The sequence below is a fragment of the Bosea sp. BIWAKO-01 genome (assembly GCF_001748145.1).
In the GTDB taxonomy this organism is placed as follows: Bacteria; Pseudomonadota; Alphaproteobacteria; order Rhizobiales; family Beijerinckiaceae; genus Allobosea.
In genome coordinates, this window is sequence record NZ_BCQA01000001.1 from 3,013,515 (window position 1) to 3,031,942 (window position 18,428).

Genomic DNA, 18,428 nt, shown 5'->3' on the forward strand with positions numbered 1-18,428 from the left:
AGCGCGGGTATGGCTGAGGGGCCCCTCGTTTTCGATCGTGATCTCGTCCGCCGCCGCCAGGCACGGGCGGTGGCGGGCGGCTATCCCGATTTCCTGCTGGCCCGCGCCAGCGAGGATCTCCAGGAGAGGCTGGCTGCGGTGCTGCGCCGCTTCGCATTGGCGGCCGATCTCGGCACTCCGCTGCCGGTTGCAGCACCCGTGCTGCGCGCCAAGGCCGAGGCGCTCTGGCGAATGGCGGAGACCGAGGGGGGGAGAGGCGATGTCGTCGGGGATCTCGAGCGCTTGCCGCTTGCTGCGGCCTCGATCGATCTCGCGGCTTCGTTGCTCGCCCTGCACGGCGTCAACGACCTGCCAGGGGCGCTGATCCAGATCAGGCGGGCTCTCAGGCCCGATGGCCTCTTCATCGGCTGCCTGCTGGGCGGTCGCACGCTTCAGGAATTGCGCGAAGTCCTGCTTGCCGCCGAAGCCGAGACGACCGGCGGCGTGAGCCCGCGTGTCGCGCCCTTCGCCGATCTGCGCGACATGGGCAGCCTGCTGCAGCGCGCGGGATTCGCGCTTCCGGTGGTCGACAGCGAACTCGTCACGGTGCGCTATCGCGATCTGTTCGGCCTGCTGCGTGATCTACGCGCGATGGGTTGGGCCAATGCGCTGACCGACCGGCGCAAGGCGCCGCTACGTCGCGACACCCTGATGCGCGCAGCTGCGCTCTATGCCGAGCGTTTTGCCGATCCCGACAGCCGGTTGCGCGCCACGTTCGAGATCGTCTGGCTTTCCGGCTGGGCGCCGCATGAGAGCCAGCAGAAGCCACTCAGGCCGGGCTCGGCCAAGGCGAGGCTGGCGGATGCGCTCGGCGTGCCCGAGATCGGGACAGGCGAGAAGCCGGGGCAATGACGGGGAGCAGCAGCCCATGAGCGAACGCGCGGTACGGCTTGCTCGCTCCCATTTCAGGCTGTTTCGCGCGATTCCGACGCGTTGGGCCGATAACGACGCCTATGGTCACGTCAACAACGTGGTCTATTACTCCTGGTTCGACACGGCGGTGAATGCCTGGCTGATCGAGCAGGGGCATCTCGATCTTGCGGGAAGCGAGATTGTCGGCCTCGTGGTCGAAACGGCCTGCACCTATTTCGAAAGCGTCGCCTTCCCCGAGACGATTGAGGCTGGAATTGCGGTCGAGAAACTGGGCCGCAGTTCGGTGACCTATCGGATCGGCATTTTCCGGCGCGATGGTGAGCAGGCGGCGGCGCAGGGCCGCTTCACCCATGTCTATGTCGGGCGCGCCAGCCAGAAGCCGGCCCCGATCCCGGCTGGATTGCGCGATGCGCTTCAGGCGCTCGCCGTATCGGACGCGCCGGGCTGATCTCAGCGCGGGGCACCCGTTGGTGCTCTTACGGGCGGAACAGGCTTGAATGCACGCCTGCATGGCGATGATCGGCGGGAATGCGTTGTCTCCGGCGGACAAGCAGGTTATGCCCCGCGCATCAGAGGCGGGCCGGGCGTCCGCGATCAGGGACCAGGCGAGCCGTGATTCCCAACGAGATCAAGATCACTCCGCAACTCGTGGCCGAGCACGGCCTCAAGCCGGACGAATATCAGCGTTTCCTCCACCTGATCGGTCGCGAACCGACGATCACGGAGCTCGGCATCGTCTCGGCGATGTGGAACGAGCATTGCTCCTATAAATCCTCGAAGATCCATCTGAAGACGCTGCCGACCAAGGCGCCCTGGGTGATCCAGGGCCCGGGCGAGAATGCCGGCGTCATCGATATCGGCGATGGGCTCGCGGTGGTCTTCAAGATGGAGAGCCACAACCACCCTTCGTTCATCGAGCCCTATCAGGGCGCGACCACCGGCGTCGGCGGCATCCTGCGCGACGTCTTCACCATGGGCGCGCGCCCGATCGCAGCCTTGAATGCGTTGCGCTTCGGCGATCCCTCGCACCCCAAGACCCGTCATCTTGTCTCGGGCGTGGTTGCCGGCATCGGCGGCTACGGCAATTCCTTCGGTGTCCCGACGGTCGGCGGCGCAGTCGGCTTCCACACGCGCTATGACGGCAACATCCTGGTCAATGCCATGGCGGTCGGTCTCGCCAAGACCGACGAGATTTTCTACGCCAAGGCGTCGGGTGTCGGTAAGGCGATCGTCTATCTCGGGTCCAAGACCGGTCGCGACGGCATCCACGGCGCAACCATGGCGTCGGCCGCCTTCGGCGATGGCGGCGAGGAACGCCGCCCGACGGTGCAGGTCGGCGACCCCTTCGCCGAGAAGCTGCTGCTGGAAGCCTGCCTCGAGATCATGGCGGCCGGGCATGTCGATGCCATCCAGGACATGGGCGCAGCCGGGCTGACCTGCTCGGCCGTCGAGATGGGGGCCAAAGGTGATCTCGGCGTCGAGCTCGATCTTGATGCGGTGCCCTGCCGCGAAGAGCAGATGAGCGCCTATGAGATGATGCTCTCGGAGAGCCAGGAGCGCATGCTCATGGTGATCAAGCCGGGTCACGAGGAGCCGGCCGAGGCGATCTTCAAGAAATGGGGTCTGGATTTCGCCGTGGTCGGCAAGACCACCGACACCTTGCGCTTCGTCGTGAAGCACCAGGGCGAGACCATGGCCGACCTGCCGATCAAGGAACTCGGCGACGAGGCTCCCGAATATGACCGGCCCTGGATCGAGACACCGAAGCTGGCGATCATCGAGGCGGCGGCGGTAAAGCCGCCCATGTCGAACGCGGATGCCTTGCTGAAGCTCGTCGGCTCGCCGGAGCTCTGCTCGAAGCGCTGGGTCTATGAGCAGTACGACACGCTGATCCTCGGAAACTCGGTGGTCACGCCCGGCGGCGATGCCGGCATCGTCCGCATCGAGGCGGGGCCGAAGGGCCTTGCCATGACCGCCGACGTGACGCCGCGCTATTGCGAGGCGGACCCGTTCGAGGGCGGCAAGCAGGCGGTCGCCGAAGCCTGGCGCAATCTCACCGCCGTCGGCGCTACGCCGCTCGCCATCACCGACAACCTGAATTTCGGCAATCCCGAGCGTCCCGAGGTGATGGGTCAGCTCGTCGGCTGCATCAAGGGTATCGGCGAAGCCTGCAAGGTGCTCGACTTCCCGGTCGTCTCCGGCAACGTCTCTCTCTACAACGAGACCAATGGCGTCTCGATTCTGCCGACCCCGACGATCGGTGGCGTCGGTGTTCTGGCCGACGTGACGAAGCACGCGACTGTCGGCTTCAAGGCTGAAGGCGAGAGCATCATCCTGATCGGCGAGACCTCCGGCTGGCTCGGCCAGTCGGCCTATCTCGCGACCATCTGCGGCCGGGAAGAAGGCGCGCCGCCGCCGGTCGATCTCGCGATCGAGCGCCGCAATGGCGAATTCGTGCGTGCGCTGATCACGGCCGGCCGCGTCAGCGCCTGCCATGATCTGTCGGATGGCGGCCTCGCGGTTGCCCTGACCGAGATGGCACTTGCCGGCGGCGTTGGCGCGAGCGTGACGCAGCTTCCCGCGGGGGCGGCTCATGCCGTCCTGTTCGGTGAAGATCAGGCGCGGTACCTCGTCACCGTGCCGTCGAGCGCCGCCGAGGGGCTTCTGACCGAGGCCAGCACGGCCGGCGTGCCTGCCGCTCTCATCGGGCGGACCGGCGGAAACGCCCTTGCACTGCCGGGCGAGGCGCCGGTTGCGCTGACCGCGCTCGACAAGGCGCATGAGGGCTGGTTCCCGACCTATATGTCGGCCAAGGGCGCGTAAGGAGACACGATCATGGCGATGGACGCGCGCGATATCGAGGCGATGATCAAGGCGGCGCTGCCGGACGCGGTTATCGAGATCAAGGATCTCGCGGGGGATGGCGACCACTACGCGGCGACCGTGACCTCGGCCGCCTTCAAGGGCAAGAGCCGGGTTCAGCAACATCAGATGGTCTATGCCGCGCTGCAAGGCCGCATGGGCGGCGTGCTGCATGCCCTTGCGCTGACGACGACGGTTCCCCAGAATTAGTAGAGATGATCCGGCGGGCCTTGACCCCGCCTCAGGAGAGAAGACCGATGAGCGACGTCAACGCCCGTATCGACGCCGAAGTGAAGTCCAGCGACGTCGTGCTCTTCATGAAGGGCACGCCCCAGTTCCCGATGTGCGGCTTCTCCGGGCAGGTCGCCCAGATCCTTGGTTATCTCGGCGTGTCCTACAAGGGCGTGAACGTGCTGGAAGACCAGGAGATCCGCGAGGGCATCAAGGCCTATTCCAACTGGCCGACCATCCCGCAGCTCTACGTCAAGGGCGAGTTCATCGGCGGGTGCGATATCACCCGCGAGATGTTCCAGGCTGGCGAGCTGCAGGCGCTGTTCGAGGAAAAGGGCATCACCGTCAAGCAGGCGAGCTAAGGCTCGTCCGACGCATCCGCGGAGCTTGCGTCGTAGCCTTCAGGCCGCGGCGCATTCCGGGTGGGGCTTGCGGATCCGGTCCTGCGAGGGCGGGTATTTTTTCAGCTTGTCGGCGGGCCTGATCGGCCTGCGCACCAGTTCGCCGCCGCAGTTCGGGCAAGCGCCCTTGAAGCGCGTCTCGCTGCAGTCGGCGCAGAAGGTGCATTCGAAGGTGCAGATCATCGCGTCGCGCGCCTCCGGCGGCAGGTCGCGGTCGCAGCATTCACAGTTCGGGCGAAGTTGCAGCATGGCATTCTCCAGACGCGGCGGGGAGATCATGCGACCGGCGATGCTGCGCCGCCAGCGCGACTTGCTGATGAGATCGATCAGCCCAGGCGATTATTTCACCAAAAGCCAGTCCTCGACGACCAGCGCATCGAGGCCGCTGGTGTAGAACATCAGGATCGCATCCTCTGCCGTGTGCAGAATGGGCTTGCCCATGATGTTGAACGAGGTGTTGAGGATCACCGGCACGCCGGTGATGGCGTGGAAGGCTGAGATCAGTGCGTGATAGCGCTCGTTGCGGTCGGCCGTGACGCTCTGGAGCCGGCCTGTTGCGTCCTCATGAACCACGGCGGGGACGCGTCCGCGCACGGGCGGCTTCCAGACCAGGGTGCGCTCCATATAGGGCGAGTCCTGGTAGTCCTCGAACCAGTCCGTGCCGTGTTCGGCCAGAATCGACGGGGCGAAGGGGCGGAAGGCCTCGCGATATTTGACCTTGGCGTTGAGCAGATCCTTGGCATCGGTCGGGCGCGGATCGGCAAGGATCGAGCGGTTCCCGAGCGCACGTGGGCCGAATTCGGCCTTGCCCTGGACCCAGCCGACAAGCTTGCCCTCGGCAAGCAGCCGGGCTGTCACCGGGGCGACCTCCTTCGGTGCGAGACGCTTCAGGCGGGGCCCCCAGGCCGCCATGCGCTCCAGCGGCTCGGTCGAGACGCGCGAGCCGAGATAGGGCGTCATCGGGCCCTTCGGTGCGCGCCAGTCCGGATGTGCCTCGGCATGGGCGAGCTAGGCCGCCCCAATGGCATTGCCGTCATCGGCGGGAGCGGAGGGGACGAACACCTTGCTGAAGCCGTGCATCTGCTCGAGGAACCCGGTGATCTCCCCGCTTCAGGTCGTCGCGATCTGTACCGGAGCGCCTGCCGGGATGTAGCGCTTGAGCAGGCTTTCCATCCGCGGCGCGGAATCGCGCTCGCAATTCGGGGCGCGCTTATATTGCAGGTAGCGCTCGGTCGCCTCGGCGAAGAGCACCTCGCCATCGGGGCCAACGATCGCGATCGCGGGGTCGTGGAAAGTGGTCGCGAGGCCGATCGTGTAGCTCATGCCGCAACGATATGCAGAGCGCGCGATCAGGCAAACCGTGGCGGCTCAGCGTCCGAGCGCCGTGCGGATGAAGGAGAGCGCGTCCTGGCTGGCCCAGTCGGCAGGGCCCTGGAGCATCGCGAGTTCACAGCCCGACGGGTCGACCAAGAAGCTGACCGGCATGCCTTCGATCTTCTTGGCCGAGCGCAGATCCTGGAAGACCTTCGCCTCCGGATCGGCGTAATAGCGGAGCTGATCGATCTTGCGCTCGGCAAGCCAGGTTTTCGGCTTTTCGAGGTTCCGGGTGTCGATATTGACCGCTACCACCGCAAAATCCTGGCCGCCGAGCTTGCCCTGCAGCGCGTCCAGCGACGGCATCTCATGCAGGCAGGGCAGGCACCAGGTCGCCCAGAGATTGACCAGGACGGTCCGCCCCTTGAAGGCCGACAATGTCGTGGGCTGGCCGTCGGGGCCGTTGAAGGCGAGGTTCGGCAGGGGTTGCGAGGCTTTTGCAACCTCTACGGCTGCAAGTTCGCCGCGTGCCAATGGCCGCAGTTTTTCAGCGGTCGCTGCCGCGGCAGAGCATGATCCCGAATTGCCGGCCTGGCCCTGGACAGAGTAGAAGGCCGCGACGCCGCCGAGTGCAATCAGGGCGAGAGCGCCGAAGGCGGCAAGTGTTTTCGAACGAGACGTCATTGGGCGTCCAAAAAGCAGGAAAGAGCGTCGTGAGCAATCGCATGTGGGGAGGGCGTTTCGCCACGGGGCCGGACGCGATCATGGAGGAGATCAATGCCTCCATCGACTTCGACCAGCGCCTGTGGCGCCAGGATATCCGGGGTTCGCTGGCGCATGCGGCGATGCTGGGCGAGACCGGCATCCTGACCCGCGAAGATGTGAACGTGATCAGCGCAGGGCTCAAGGCGATCGAGGCCGAGATCGAGGCCGGCACGTTCACGTTCTCCCGCGCTCTCGAAGACATTCACATGAATGTCGAGAGCAATCTCAAGGAGCGGATCGGCGCTGCGGCGGGCCGTCTGCACACGGCCCGCTCGCGCAACGATCAGGTCGCGACCGATATGCGCCTGTGGGTGCGCGATACGCTCGAAACGCTCGATCGGCAGATCGCCGACCTGCAACTGGCTCTTGCCGAAAAGGCCGAGGCCCATGCCGGCGCGGTGATGCCGGGCTTCACGCATCTGCAGTCGGCGCAGCCGGTGACTTTCGGGCATCATATGCTCGCCTATGTCGAAATGCTGGCGCGCGACCGCGGTCGTGTCCACGATGCGCGCGAACGCCTCAACGAATGCCCGCTCGGTGCTGCGGCGCTTGCCGGTACATCCTTTCCGATCGATCGCTTCCACACGGCCAAGGCGCTCGGCTTCGCCAGGCCGACGGCCAATTCACTGGATTCCGTCTCGGATCGCGATTTCGTCCTGGAGACACTCGCGGCGGCCTCGATCTGCGCCATGCATCTATCGCGTTTCGCCGAGGAGATCGTGCTGTGGGCGACGCCCCAGTTCGGCTTCGTCAAGCTCTCGGACAAGTTCTCGACCGGCTCCTCGATCATGCCGCAGAAGCGCAATCCCGACGCCGCCGAACTGGTGCGCGGCAAGGCGGGACGCGTCTTCGGGCATCTTCAGGCGCTGCTGACGATGATGAAGGGGCTGCCGCTCACCTATTCCAAGGATATGCAGGAGGACAAGGAAGGCACTTTCGATGCGCTGCAGTCGCTCTCGCTTTGCCTTGCCGCCACGTCGGGCATGGTCCGCGACATGGAGCCCAATCTGAAGGTGATGAAGAAGGCGGCGGGCCTCGGCTACGCCACCGCGACCGACCTTGCCGATTGGCTGGTCCGGGTTCTGAAGATGCCGTTCCGGGATGCGCATCACGTCACCGGCAAGCTGGTCGGCCTCGCTTCTGCCAGGGGCGTCGGGCTGGAGAAGCTGACGCTGGCCGAGATGCAGGACGTCGAGCCGAAGATCACCGAGGCTGTCTTCGCCGTGCTCGGCGTCGAACAGTCGGTGAAGAGCCGTGTCAGCTATGGCGGCACGGCGCCGGCCAATGTCCGTCGCCAGGCCAAGCGCTGGCTGAAGCAGCTCGCCAAGGAGCAGCAGTGACAATTCGTGGGAGGTGCCCCGGCTCGACCGGGGCATGACCGCAGGCGATTCCCGGGGCTACCCTGCACTCTGCCCTGGGAATGACGCTCCGTCGCTGCAAAGGCTCGCAAGCGCGCGCGCCTTTCGCTACAGTACCCGCCACATATTGCCCGAGGATTCCCGTTCGTGCCGCATCCCCGCCTGAAACTCGGCCGCGCCATCGTGGTCGCCGGCCTGCTAGGTCTCGCTTTGACTGCCTGCGGCCGCAAGGGACCGCTCGAAGCGCCGCCGAACGCGACCAACGCCATCGACCTGCCTGACGAGGACATCGGTGCGGTCGAGAACCGCGTGCCGGACACCACGACGTCGCCGATCGCCAAGCCGCCGAAATCGAGCCGCGCCATTGCCATTCCGAACAAGAGCTTCCTGCTCGACCCTCTGCTCTGAGATCCCGATGCATCACTTTGCCTATCGCGACGGCGCGCTCTTCGCCGAGGATGTCGATCTGCGCCGGATTGCGGCCGAGGTCGGGACGCCGGTCTATGTCTATTCCTCGGCGACGATCGAGCGGCACTACAGGCTGTTCGAGAGCGCAATGCGCGGCATCGATCCCGCAGGGCCGGCGCCGCATGTGTTCTATGCCGTCAAGGCGAACGGCAATCTCGGCGTCCTGAAGACGCTGGCCGCGCTCGGCGCGGGGGCCGATACCGTCTCGGAAGGCGAAGTGCGCAAGGCGCTTGCCGCCGGTTTCGCTCCCGAGAAGATCGTCTTTTCCGGTGTCGGCAAGAGCGAGAGCGAACTCGCCTTCGCTGTCGGGGCCGGCATCTTCCAGATCAACATCGAGTCGGAGAGCGAACTCGACCTGCTGTCGAAGGTGGCGGCGAGGCTCGGCAAGCGCCAGGAGGCTGTCTTCCGCGTCAATCCCGATGTCGGCGCCGGCGGCCACGCCAAGATCACCACCGGCTCCGCCGCCAACAAGTTCGGCGTTTCCTTCGAGGAGGCGAGCCGGCTCTACGCACGCGCCGCCAATATGCCGGGCGTCCGGATGATGGGGCTGGCGGTCCATATCGGCAGCCAGATCCGCGAGACCGAGGCTTTCGAGGCGGCTTACGCCAAGATGGTCGGCCTGGTGGGCAGCCTGCGGGCCGAGGGGCATCGGGTTGACCGGCTCGATCTCGGCGGTGGCCTGGGGATTCCCTACGAGATCCCGAAGGATTTCGATCATGGGCCGAGCCTGATCGAGGATTACGCCGCCATGGTCGGACGTGTCACCAAGGGGCTCGACGTCGAACTTGGTTTCGAGCCCGGCCGCCTGATCGTCGGCAATGCCGGCGTCCTGCTGACGCAGGTGTTGCATCTCAATTCGCGGCCCACCAAGCAGTTTCTCGTCGTCGATGCGGCGATGAACGACCTGCTGCGGCCGGCGATGTACGAGGCCTATCACGAGATCTGGCCGGTGGCAGAGCCCGCTGCCGAGATGCGCAAGCTTGCCTATGATGTGGTCGGACCGATCTGCGAATCGGGCGACACCTTCACCACCGATCGCCTGCTGCCGGAGCTGAAGCAGCACGATCTGATCGCCTTCATGACAGCAGGGGCCTATGGCGCCAGCATGTCTTCGACTTATAATCAGCGCCCGCTGGTCGCCGAAGTGCTGGTCAAGGGTGCCGAATTTGCCGTGACGCGCCCGCGCCAGAGCTATGAAGACCTGATCGGCACGGATCGTGCACCGCCTTGGCTGGCCTGAGCCTGCGGTTCACGAAACGCGGAGCGGCCTGTGTGTGACGGGGCTGTACTCTGGCCTTGCCATATTCACGTGCTAGCGTGCTGTTACTTGGTGGGGTTCACGCGGAGCGGGGGCGGCTCGGAGCGACGGCATGAAAGAGGCGCAGCGCCGCACGGCGCTTGATCCGATCGGGAGCATCCGCCAGCGCCTTGGCAGGCTGGCCGCGGTGTCCCGCGCCTCGCTTGCCTGGGAGCGCCTCTGGCCCCGGCTCTGGTTGCCCGCGGCAGTCATCCTCACGTTCTTGGCGCTGTCCTGGCTGGGGCTGTGGACGCACCTGCCCTGGCAGGCCCGCGCCATGGGTGTCGTGCTCTTCTTGGCTGCGCTGGCTGCCAGCATCTGGCATGTTGTTCGCACGCCCTTGCCGTCGCGGCGCGATGCGCTGGCGCGGCTCGACCAGTCGCTGCAAGGGGCGCATCGCCCGGCCTCGGCGCTGGAGGACAGTCTCGCCGTCGGTTCGAACGATCCGGTTTCCCAGGCGCTGTGGAAGCTTCACGTCGAGCGCCAGGGCGCGCAGATCGCCGGCTTGCGGGTCGCCCCGCCGCGGCCACGCATGGCGATGCGCGACCGGCTTGCCATTCGCGCCGTGCCGTTGCTTGCGGCCGTCACCGCCTTTTTTGTCGCTGGGCACGAGGCTGGGCCCCGTATCTCGGCTGCCTTTGACTGGCGTGGTCCGTCGGCGCCGGTTGCCGCCGCCCGGATCGATGCCTGGATCGATCCGCCCGCCTATACCCGCTTGCCGCCGATCCTGATCGACTTCGCCCGGCTGCACGGCACCGCCTTCACCGCGCCGGAAAAATCGACCGTCGTGATTCGCATCGCCGGCAAGAGCGGCATGGATGTCGTGACCACGGGCCGACTCGATGTGCTGCCACCGCCGCAGGCGAAGGATGGCAAGCCGGTCGAGGCAGCCTCTGTTGCCGTGCTGGAAAAGCGCTACATGCTGGCCGGCAATGGCACGCTCAGGATCACCGGCAGCGGCGCGCCTCAGACGACGCTCACCCTGACCGCAGTTGCTGACCAGCCGCCCCAGATCAGCTTCGTCGAGCCGCCGAAGCCGGTCAGCGGGGTGCAAGGCGGGCTGGGGCTGACGTTCCGCGCCAAGGATGATTACGGCATTGCCTCGGCCGAGGTCGTCGTCTCACGGACCGGGCCGCCATCGGGCGGGCGCTCGCTGGTCGAGCCGCCGAAACAGGCGCTCAGCGTTCCGTCCTCCCCATCCGGCGAGGAAGAACTGAAGAATACGGTCGATTTCTCGGCTCATCCCTGGGCCGGCGCCAATGTCAGGATGGTGCTCGTCGCCCGAGACGAAGCTGGGCAGGAGGGCCGCAGCGAGACGGTCGAGGTCGTCTTGCCGCAGCGCACCTTCACCAAGCCGCTCGCCAAGGCGCTGGTCGAGCAGAGACGCAAGCTCGTCATGGATGTCGACGCGCGCAAGCACGTCCAGCTCGCCATGGACGCGCTGCTGATCGAGCCTGGGCGCTTCATGAAGGAGGCCGGCGTCTATCTCGGCATGCGCATGATCGGCGAAAGGCTGCGGCGCGCCACCAATGACGACCAGTTGCGCGATGTCGCGGACCTGATGTGGGGCATGGCGCTCCAGCTCGAGGACGGCGATCTCTCCGATGCGGAGCGCGATCTGCGCGCCGCCCAGGAACGGCTGCAGCAGGCTCTGGAGCGCGGGGCGTCCGAGGAAGAGATCCGCAAGCTGACCGAAGATATGCGGCGGGCGCTCGACAAGTTCATGCGCGAGCTGGCCCAGCAGATGCAGCGCCAGCAGCAGAATGGCGACCAGAACCAGGCTCAACTGCCGGAGAATTTCCGCTCGGTGACGCCGCGCGATCTGCAGAACATGCTGAACCGGATCGAAGAGCTTTCCCGGCGCGGCGACATGGCCGAGGCTCAGCGGCTGATGGAGGAGCTGAACAACCTCCTCAACAATCTCCAGATGGCGCGGCCCGGCCAGCAGGATCCGCGGCAGCGCGAGATGAACCAGGCGCTCGGCGATCTCGACCGGATGACCCGCGACCAGCAGAACCTGCGCGATGAAACCTACCAGCAGGAACAGCAGCGTCAGAACCGGGCGCAGCAGGGCCGGCGCCCCGGCCAGCAGCAGGCGCGCCCTGGCCAGGGACAGCGTCAGCAGGGCCAGCGCGGGCAGCGCGGACAGCAGCAGCCGGGGCAGGAAGGCGAAGACGGCGAGGGCGAGGACGGGCAGCAGGGCGCCGAAGGCCAACAGGGTCAGGGGCAGGGGCTGTCGCAACGCCAGCAGGCTCTGCGCGAGCGCCTGCAGGATCTGCAGCGGCGGATGCGCGGCATGGGCGCCCCGGAGTCCGGCGAACTCGGCGAGGCCGAACAGGCCATGCGCGAGGCGGAAGGCCAGCTCGGCCAGGGGCAGGGCGAAGGCGCGCTCGAATCGCAAGGCAAGGCGCTCGATGCCCTGCGCCGTGGCGGGCAGAACCTTGCCCAGCAAATGCAGGGGCAACCGGGTGACGGCGACGGTACGGAGGGTGCCTTCGGCGAGCCGGACGGCCAGCCGGCCGGGCGGCCTTCGGCACAGCAGCGCGGTCGTGACGATCCGCTCGGACGGCCGCAGCGTCAGCGCGACTGGGCCGATGGCCGCGTGCGCGTGCCGGGAGCCGATGAAAGCGCGACGCAACGGGCACGGCGCATCCTCGAAGAGCTCCGCCGTCGTCTCGGAGATCCGTCCCGGCCGCTCGAAGAACTCGACTATCTCGAGCGGTTGCTCCGGCGGAACTGAGCGCCTTCAGGCCTTGCGGGAGCTTGCAACCAGCGCCCCGGCCACGATCAGCGCGCAGGATGCCGCGAGCAGCCAGCTCGCGGCCGCATAGCCCGCGATCACGAGGATGAGGGTGGAGAGCACCGGTGCGGCATAGGAGGCGACACCGAGGAAGGCGACGTCGCCGCGCTTCATGCCGATATCCCAGCAGATGAAGGCCAGCCCGATCGAGCCGAGACCGAGCCCGAGCGCGCCGCCCCATTCAACTGTCGTCAGCTGCCAGAGTGTCGTCTCGAAGGCCGCGTGGCACGCAAAGGCGGCCACAGCGCAGCCAAGCAAGGTGACGCCGAGGCTCTCGGACGGAACCTCGGCAAACCGGCGCGATAGGACCGAGTAGCTCGCCCAGACGAAGGCGCCCAGCGCGGCAAGTCCGTGCCCGAGCGAGAGCCCGCCGCCTGCGTCGAGCCCGCCCGAGATCAGCAGCGCCGTCGCCGCGAGCCCGATCAATGCCCCGATCAGATGCCGGAGCTTCAGGCGTCCGCCCGGCAGCAGCGCGGCAAAGAGCACGATCAGCAATGGCCAGAGATAGTGGATCAGATTGGCCTCGGCCGCCGGCGCGGTCTTGACCGCGGCATAGTAGAGCGCGGTGTCGCCGAAGGGGCCGTAGAGGCCAAGCGCGAAAGAGCCCCAGGTCGGCCGAACCCTGCGCAGTTGCCCACGTGCGGCGGTGATGCAGAGGATCAGCAAGCCGCCGATGGCAAACGTCATGCCGACGAGCTGGAACGGCGGTACGCGACCGGACATGGCCGTGAACAGCGCCAGCGTCGACCAGAGCAGGATGGCGCCAAATCCGGTGAGGGTCGCGGTGCGGGAGGTCATCGGCGGGAAAGCTGCTCGGGGGCGGGATGCTGCTGGCGTTATCAGATCGACGGCTTGCTGCCCATTGATCGCAGCGCTCGCCCGATGCGGGGGACGCGGCTTGCATGCTTGCAAGCTGTGGCGCGCTGATCCCGCGGCCGCGTCGAACAGGTCTCGCGGCCGGCTTACCGTCCGGTTATGATCTTGATCGGTGCGCCCAGGATCTTGAGGGGCACCGAGACGATCGCTTCAAGCGAGTCGCCCAGAGCCTCGCGCGCATTCTCCGATGCGTGGGCCTGCCTGCCGACACCGCGCTCCAGCGTGCTCTTCAATTGAGGCGCGATCTCCGCCAATTGCGCGAACTTGCCGTGATTGCTCGAATCGGTGGCCTTGACGTCGGTCATGTCGAGGACAACGGCGCCAAGCGCTGCCAGTTCATCCGCGTTCTCGGCATCCCCGACGCGGCCCTGGCCACCGGCGATGAAACTCGATGCACCAAGCGCCTTGTCATCCTTGGAGAGCACGATGAAGAACGGCTTCTTTGGCTTTCCGAAACGCCGCATCTGCGTCTTGAAGACGTCGATGTCGATATCGGGCGCCGCCAGAATGACAATATCGATCTTCTCGGCGCCAACGAGCCCGCCGGAGATCTTGATCTGGCGCAGGGCTTCGACAGTCACCCAGTTGCCCATGGAATGGGCCAGGATATTGACCTTTTCAGCGTTGCTGGCCAGGAGCAGCCGGATCGTCCGTTCGAGGTTGTCGCGCGCTGCGGTCGCGCTGTTCGAGTCATAGACATATTGTGTCAGCGCCCCGCGCGATGCCCAGGTGAACAGCACCGGTACGGCGGGGGCCTGGGAATCGTGCATGACCTGGGCGAAGCGGTAGAGCCCTTCCGCGAACATGGTGTTGTAGCCATGGATGAAGAGCACGACGTTGCGGCTCCCGCGTGGGCGCAAGGCGAGCTGGGCGTTGAGCGTCCTGATGAAGGCCTGCTCCCCGTCGAGATAGCCGGCCTGGCGCACGACGAAATTGGCCTTCGGATCGCCCGGAGCCGTCGAGGCCCATTCGATTTCGCCAGGTGTGTGCGTTGGCGGAACCGAGACCTCGATCTTGGCGAAATCGAGCGGCATGGCACGCTCGCCGTTGAAGAGCGTCCCTGGCCGCTCGTCGCGCTGGCGGGTGGTGGCAACCAGTATGGTGTGAGAGGTCGACCCGGCCTCGACTGCTGCAACGGGGGCCAGGAACCCCGTTTCAGGCCGCGAGGCGCAGGCGCCCGCGAGCGCAGCGGCCATGATTGCAGCGACGATTGCCGCGTAACGCATGCGAGGCAACAGGAGAGAACCCCGGCCCAAACGACGAATCCTGTATCCCACGCCCGCTTGTGAAAAGGTCATGTACGGCTCCCCGGCGCGCCGAGCGTATGACGCGCAGCCCTGGCCGTAAAGAAGCGGTCTGCGCTTGCTTCGAGCGGCCTATTCTGGGGGGCGGATACAGTTGAGCCTGCGCTCCGGCCGCGCAATTCTTGCGAGTTCTGCGCTTGCCCCCGCTAAAACGGTCACTTGCGAGCGGGGATGCGCTCGCTCGCGCTCAACGCTCGCGCAGCCAGTCCATCATCTGATAGCGCCAATAGGTCGCCTGGACAGCGACAGTGCCGAATACGCCGCCGTTCCAGACGAGGCCGAAGGGGGCGAACAGGCGATGGCGATCGCTGGCTCCAAGAATGGCCTCGGCAATGACGCGGCCGCCGATCGCAGTGGTGTTGAGCCCATGCCCGCCAAAGCCGAGGCAGTGCCAGACATTCGGGCCGAGCTGACCAATCTGCGGCATCAGATGCCGCGCATAGGACATCAGGCCCGACCAAGCGATCTCGACCTTCAGCGCTTCGAGCTCGGGATAGGTCGAGATCATGGTCCGGCGCAACAGGGCGGCGAGATCGCGCGGCTCGCTGGTGCGGGTGGTGATGCGGCCGCCCCAGAGCAGGCGCTGGCCATCCTCGACGATGCGGTAGTAATCCCCGGCTCGGCGATCATCGGCGATCGCGGCGCGCGTCCGGATGGCCCCGGCGATCACCTCCGGCGCTGCCTCGGTCGTCAGCACATAGGTTGCGATCGGCAACTGGCTCGACCGCAGCTTGGGCACGAGGTTGTCGGTATAGCCGCCGCAGGCGATCACGACCTGCCGGGCGCGCAGCTCTCCCGATGCGGTGAGCAGGCGCTTCTCGGGACCGGAGAGTTCGGCAGAAACAACGCGCGATCCTTCGATGATCCGCCCTCCCAGCGACTCGATGGCGTCCGCCAGGGCGCGCGCATAGTTGAGGGGGTGGATGTGGAAGGAATGGGGATCAAACAGGGCCTGGTGGTACTTCGGCGAACGCAACACCTCGCGAACCCGTTCGGTCGGCCAGAAATCGACGGAGTAGCCGTGGTCCCGCGCCAGCTGGTCGCGCGCCCGAGCGAGGCTGTCGCCACTGTCATAGCGCACGACGCCGAACTTGCCCGGCCGCGGGTCGGCACTGGCGATGCCGAGGTCGCGAATGTTGTCTGAGACGATCCGCATGCCCTCGATCGAAAGGCCGTGGAGTTCGTTCGCCTTGGCGTCTCCGATGGCGCTGGCGATCGAGGCATGGCTACGCGCATAGCCGGGGCCGACGAAGCCGCCATTGCGACCCGATGCGCCCCAACCGACCGCCTCTGCCTCCAGCACCGCGACCGAGCGCCCGGCCCGGGCCAGCTCATAGGCGCAGGTCAGGCCGGCGAGCCCGCCGCCAATGATGCAGGTATCGACCTCGGCACGGCCCTGCAGCGGGGCCCTCTTGTTCGTCGTCGCTGCGGTGCGGGCATAGAAGGTATCGGGATAGGTCAGCATGATGCCCAGCAAGGCTCTCGTCGCATGAGGGGCGAGGCAGTCCGGGTCAGTGGGCCGGACTACGATCGTGATCGGTCTTGAGTCGACGCTCAAGGAACCGGCTATAGGACCCCATGCCGTAGCTGAACAGGGCATAGACCAGCGCGGCAAACACATATCCCTCCATCACGGCGATCCCCTGCCAGTTCGGATCGCGCAGCGATGCGCGGACCGTGTCGAGGAAGTCGAGAAGACCGATGATGGTGACCAGGGTGGTGTCCTGGAAAAAGCCGATGAAGATATTGACGAGCGGCGGAATCACGATCTTCAGCGCCTGCGGCAGGATGATCTTGCGCATCGACAGCCAGTAGCCGAGCCCGAGCGCCGCAGCGGCTTCGTGTTGGCCCTTCGAGACTGCCTGCAACCCGCCCCTGACGGTCTCCGCGATATAGGCTCCGGCGAAGATGATGATCGCGACCTGTGCCCTCAGCAGCTTGTCGACCGTGAGCCCGTCCGGCATGAACAACGGCAGCATCACCGAGGCCATGAACAGGATCGACACCAGCGGCACGCCACGGACGACCTCGATGAAGATGATGGCGATGACCTGAATCGCCGGCAGCTTCGAGCTGCGTGCCAGCGCCAGCACGACACCTAATGGGAAACCGAACGCCAGGCCGACCGAAGACAGCATGAAGGAAAGAGGCAGGCCACCCCAGTTCGTGGTGCTGACGACAGGCAGGCCAAGCACGCCGCCATACATCAGCACGCCGCAGATCACCGGTACGGCCAGCCAGAGCCAAAGCAGCCGCCGCGACCAGAAGCGCGGGATCATCGAAACGATCATGGCGCCGAGGAACAGGATCACCGCGAAGGCCGGCCGCCAGTGTTCGTCGTAAGGGTAGAAGCCGAAGATCATGAAGCGCAGCTTCGCTGCCAGGAACGGCCAGCAAGCCCCGGCCCCGACCTTGCACGCCTGCGGCCCGCCTTCGAGCACCGCGCGCGTCACGAGCCAGCCCCAGGCTCCCGTGACGAGGCGATAGATCAGCCACAGGCAGGCCAGTGTGATGACGGCATTGATCGGCGTGCCCAGAAAGGGCTTCAGCCGGGCGGTCCATTCGCGCCCGCGTGGCGGCGGCAGGTCCGTCCGCGCGAGGTTGAGTGTTTCCATTTCAGCGGCGCTGACCATCTCAGCGCTCCACCAGCGCGACGCGGGCGTTGTACCAGTTCATGAACAGGGAGATCGTGATCGACATGCTGAGATAGACCAGCATGAAGATCGCGATGCCCTCGATCGCCTGTCCCGTCTGGTTCATTGTGGTGTTGGAGACCATCACGAGATCGGGGTAGCCGATGGCAATGGCGAGCGACGAGTTCTTGAACGTCGACAGATAGGAACTGGTCAGTGGGGGCACGATCACGCGCAGCGCCTGCGGCAGTACGACGAGCCGCATGGTCTGACGGTCATGCAATCCCACGGCGCGCGCCGCTTCCCATTGGCCGCGCCCGACCGAAAGGATGCCGGCGCGCACGATCTCCGCGATTCCGGCCGAGGCGGAGAGGCCGAGCCCGACCAGCAGCGCCGTGAATTCGGGGGTGACCTGAACGCCGCCGGTGATGCGGAACCGGCCTTTCTCCGGCCAGTTGATCACGAAATCAGGTTGCAGCAGCAGGATCGCCAGCAGGGGAGGCCCCAAGAGAGCGGCAAGGATAAGCGGCCATCCCGTCTGGTTCTGTCCGGAGGCGACGCGCCTGCTGCGCAGCCTGGATGCCGCGAAGAATGCCAGCGCGATACCGGCGATCACCGCCAAGAGGACGCCGGTATGCCCGGATGACCAGCGCAGCGACGGAACAATCAAACCGCCATTGCTCAGGAAGACCTCGGGCAATGGCTGCCAGGCCTCGCGAACAGGCGGGAAAACCGCGACGATGAGCGCATACCACAGGAAGAGATAGAGAAGCAGCGGCACGTTGCGCAGCGCCTCGACATAGATCAGCGCCAGGAACGCCAGAAGCGGATTGCGAGACAGCCGGGCGATTCCGACAATCAGCCCGAGCAGCGTGGAAAGGGTGACCGCGAAAATCGACACCCAGATCGTGTTGAAGATGCCGACAAGCAGGGCACGCGCGTAGGTGTCGCCGGAATCGTAGCGGATGAAGGATTGGCTGATGACGAAGCCGGCGGGCCGCGAGAGATAGTCAAATCCGGTCGCAATGTTCTGTTCCGCCAGCTTGCGCGAGACATTGCCGAACAGATAGAGCCCGACACCGATGACGAGCGCAACGGCGACGACCTGATAGAGCACGGCGCGCACGCGCACGTCATAGAGCAGCCGCACCGGACTGGATGCAGATGAAGCCATCGAGCTGTTCCGGTCTGGAGTGCCGCCGGCAAC

Annotated in this window: 17 protein-coding genes and 1 pseudogene; 9 read left to right on the plus strand and 9 right to left on the minus strand. The window is 66.0% G+C overall.

Annotation, left to right across the window (positions count from 1 at the left end; all coding sequences use genetic code 11):
- The first annotated feature begins 9 nt into the window (after nucleotides 1–9).
- From BIWAKO_RS13910 to grxD, 5 genes are all read left to right on the plus strand, one after another.
- Nucleotides 10–891 carry a methyltransferase domain-containing protein gene (locus BIWAKO_RS13910; protein ID WP_069879167.1) on the plus strand — a complete coding sequence of 294 codons (882 nt, stop codon included), beginning with the start codon at nucleotides 10–12 and terminating at the stop codon, nucleotides 889–891.
- Between the two features lie 16 nt (nucleotides 892–907).
- The gene (locus tag BIWAKO_RS13915; RefSeq protein ID WP_069879168.1) at nucleotides 908–1,360 is read left to right on the plus strand and encodes an acyl-CoA thioesterase; all 453 of its coding nucleotides are present in this window, start codon (nucleotides 908–910) and stop codon (nucleotides 1,358–1,360) included.
- Between the two features lie 164 nt (nucleotides 1,361–1,524).
- Nucleotides 1,525–3,735 (plus strand): phosphoribosylformylglycinamidine synthase subunit PurL, encoded by a 2,211-nt coding sequence (gene purL / locus BIWAKO_RS13920; protein ID WP_069879169.1) that lies wholly within the window; start codon nucleotides 1,525–1,527, stop codon nucleotides 3,733–3,735.
- Nucleotides 3,736–3,747: 12 nt separating this feature from the next.
- The gene (locus BIWAKO_RS13925; RefSeq protein WP_069879170.1) at nucleotides 3,748–3,984 is read left to right on the plus strand and encodes a BolA family protein; all 237 of its coding nucleotides are present in this window, start codon (nucleotides 3,748–3,750) and stop codon (nucleotides 3,982–3,984) included.
- Nucleotides 3,985–4,031: 47 nt separating this feature from the next.
- On the plus strand, nucleotides 4,032–4,367 hold the full coding sequence (gene grxD / locus BIWAKO_RS13930; RefSeq protein ID WP_069879171.1) for a Grx4 family monothiol glutaredoxin: 336 nt from the start codon (nucleotides 4,032–4,034) through the stop codon (nucleotides 4,365–4,367).
- A gap of 39 nt (nucleotides 4,368–4,406) precedes the next feature.
- Here grxD and BIWAKO_RS13935 read toward each other — a convergent pair whose 3' ends face one another.
- The 4 genes and pseudogenes from BIWAKO_RS13935 to tlpA all read right to left on the minus strand — a co-directional run bounded on the left by BIWAKO_RS13935 (nucleotide 4,407) and on the right by tlpA (nucleotide 6,422).
- Nucleotides 4,407–4,655 (minus strand): DUF1272 domain-containing protein, encoded by a 249-nt coding sequence (locus BIWAKO_RS13935; RefSeq protein WP_069882473.1) that lies wholly within the window; start codon nucleotides 4,653–4,655, stop codon nucleotides 4,407–4,409.
- A 90-nt stretch (nucleotides 4,656–4,745) separates the two neighbouring features.
- A pseudogene (locus BIWAKO_RS13940) lies at nucleotides 4,746–5,480 on the minus strand (carbamoyltransferase C-terminal domain-containing protein); the annotation flags it as partial.
- A 36-nt stretch (nucleotides 5,481–5,516) separates the two neighbouring features.
- A complete protein-coding gene (locus BIWAKO_RS37335; protein ID WP_371331945.1) occupies nucleotides 5,517–5,729 on the minus strand; it encodes a hypothetical protein in 213 nt (70 codons plus the stop codon).
- Nucleotides 5,730–5,774: 45 nt separating this feature from the next.
- Complete coding sequence (gene tlpA / locus BIWAKO_RS13945) at nucleotides 5,775–6,422, minus strand: thiol:disulfide interchange protein TlpA (protein ID WP_371332178.1); 648 nt, start codon at nucleotides 6,420–6,422, stop codon at nucleotides 5,775–5,777.
- A gap of 11 nt (nucleotides 6,423–6,433) precedes the next feature.
- Here tlpA and argH point away from each other — a divergent pair, with 11 nt between their 5' ends.
- The 4 genes from argH (at nucleotide 6,434) to BIWAKO_RS13965 (ending at nucleotide 12,348) form a co-directional block, all read left to right on the plus strand.
- Nucleotides 6,434–7,825 (plus strand): argininosuccinate lyase, encoded by a 1,392-nt coding sequence (gene argH, locus BIWAKO_RS13950; RefSeq protein WP_069882474.1) that lies wholly within the window; start codon nucleotides 6,434–6,436, stop codon nucleotides 7,823–7,825.
- Between the two features lie 165 nt (nucleotides 7,826–7,990).
- Nucleotides 7,991–8,251 (plus strand): LPS translocon maturation chaperone LptM, encoded by a 261-nt coding sequence (gene lptM, locus BIWAKO_RS13955; RefSeq protein WP_069879173.1) that lies wholly within the window; start codon nucleotides 7,991–7,993, stop codon nucleotides 8,249–8,251.
- A 7-nt stretch (nucleotides 8,252–8,258) separates the two neighbouring features.
- Entirely contained in the window at nucleotides 8,259–9,551 is a 1,293-nt protein-coding gene (gene lysA, locus BIWAKO_RS13960) for a diaminopimelate decarboxylase (RefSeq protein WP_069879174.1), read from the plus strand.
- A gap of 130 nt (nucleotides 9,552–9,681) precedes the next feature.
- The gene (locus tag BIWAKO_RS13965) at nucleotides 9,682–12,348 is read left to right on the plus strand and encodes a TIGR02302 family protein (protein WP_069879175.1); all 2,667 of its coding nucleotides are present in this window, start codon (nucleotides 9,682–9,684) and stop codon (nucleotides 12,346–12,348) included.
- Between the two features lie 6 nt (nucleotides 12,349–12,354).
- On the opposite strand, the gene yddG is transcribed toward BIWAKO_RS13965, so the two are convergent.
- The 5 genes from yddG to BIWAKO_RS13990 form a co-directional block, all read right to left on the minus strand.
- Nucleotides 12,355–13,206, minus strand: coding sequence for an aromatic amino acid exporter YddG (gene yddG, locus BIWAKO_RS13970; protein ID WP_069879176.1), 852 nt, complete (start codon nucleotides 13,204–13,206; stop codon nucleotides 12,355–12,357).
- 164 nt (nucleotides 13,207–13,370) lie between these two features.
- Nucleotides 13,371–14,510: an alpha/beta hydrolase gene (locus BIWAKO_RS13975; RefSeq protein ID WP_069879177.1), complete on the minus strand. Its 1,140-nt coding sequence runs from the start codon at nucleotides 14,508–14,510 to the stop codon at nucleotides 13,371–13,373.
- A 265-nt stretch (nucleotides 14,511–14,775) separates the two neighbouring features.
- Nucleotides 14,776–16,050 (minus strand): NAD(P)/FAD-dependent oxidoreductase, encoded by a 1,275-nt coding sequence (locus BIWAKO_RS13980; protein WP_069882475.1) that lies wholly within the window; start codon nucleotides 16,048–16,050, stop codon nucleotides 14,776–14,778.
- 49 nt (nucleotides 16,051–16,099) lie between these two features.
- The gene (locus tag BIWAKO_RS13985; protein WP_244523442.1) at nucleotides 16,100–17,221 is read right to left on the minus strand and encodes an amino acid ABC transporter permease; all 1,122 of its coding nucleotides are present in this window, start codon (nucleotides 17,219–17,221) and stop codon (nucleotides 16,100–16,102) included.
- A 1-nt stretch (nucleotide 17,222) separates the two neighbouring features.
- A complete protein-coding gene (locus BIWAKO_RS13990; protein ID WP_069879178.1) occupies nucleotides 17,223–18,395 on the minus strand; it encodes an amino acid ABC transporter permease in 1,173 nt (390 codons plus the stop codon).
- Nucleotides 18,396–18,428: the final 33 nt, after the last annotated feature.

Coding starts and splice junctions, on each gene's coding strand:
- BIWAKO_RS13910 (WP_069879167.1), top strand. CDS start 10: ATGGCTGAGGGGCCCCTCGTTTTCGATCGTGATCTCGTCCGCCGCCGC.
- BIWAKO_RS13915 (WP_069879168.1), top strand. CDS start 908: ATGAGCGAACGCGCGGTACGGCTTGCTCGCTCCCATTTCAGGCTGTTT.
- BIWAKO_RS13925 (WP_069879170.1), top strand. CDS start 3,748: ATGGCGATGGACGCGCGCGATATCGAGGCGATGATCAAGGCGGCGCTG.
- grxD (WP_069879171.1), top strand. CDS start 4,032: ATGAGCGACGTCAACGCCCGTATCGACGCCGAAGTGAAGTCCAGCGAC.
- BIWAKO_RS13935 (WP_069882473.1), bottom strand. CDS start 4,655: ATGCTGCAACTTCGCCCGAACTGTGAATGCTGCGACCGCGACCTGCCG.
- BIWAKO_RS37335 (WP_371331945.1), bottom strand. CDS start 5,729: ATGAGCTACACGATCGGCCTCGCGACCACTTTCCACGACCCCGCGATC.
- lysA (WP_069879174.1), top strand. CDS start 8,259: ATGCATCACTTTGCCTATCGCGACGGCGCGCTCTTCGCCGAGGATGTC.
- BIWAKO_RS13965 (WP_069879175.1), top strand. CDS start 9,682: ATGAAAGAGGCGCAGCGCCGCACGGCGCTTGATCCGATCGGGAGCATC.
- yddG (WP_069879176.1), bottom strand. CDS start 13,206: ATGACCTCCCGCACCGCGACCCTCACCGGATTTGGCGCCATCCTGCTC.
- BIWAKO_RS13975 (WP_069879177.1), bottom strand. CDS start 14,510: ATGCGTTACGCGGCAATCGTCGCTGCAATCATGGCCGCTGCGCTCGCG.
- BIWAKO_RS13985 (WP_244523442.1), bottom strand. CDS start 17,221: ATGGTCAGCGCCGCTGAAATGGAAACACTCAACCTCGCGCGGACGGAC.
- BIWAKO_RS13990 (WP_069879178.1), bottom strand. CDS start 18,395: ATGGCTTCATCTGCATCCAGTCCGGTGCGGCTGCTCTATGACGTGCGC.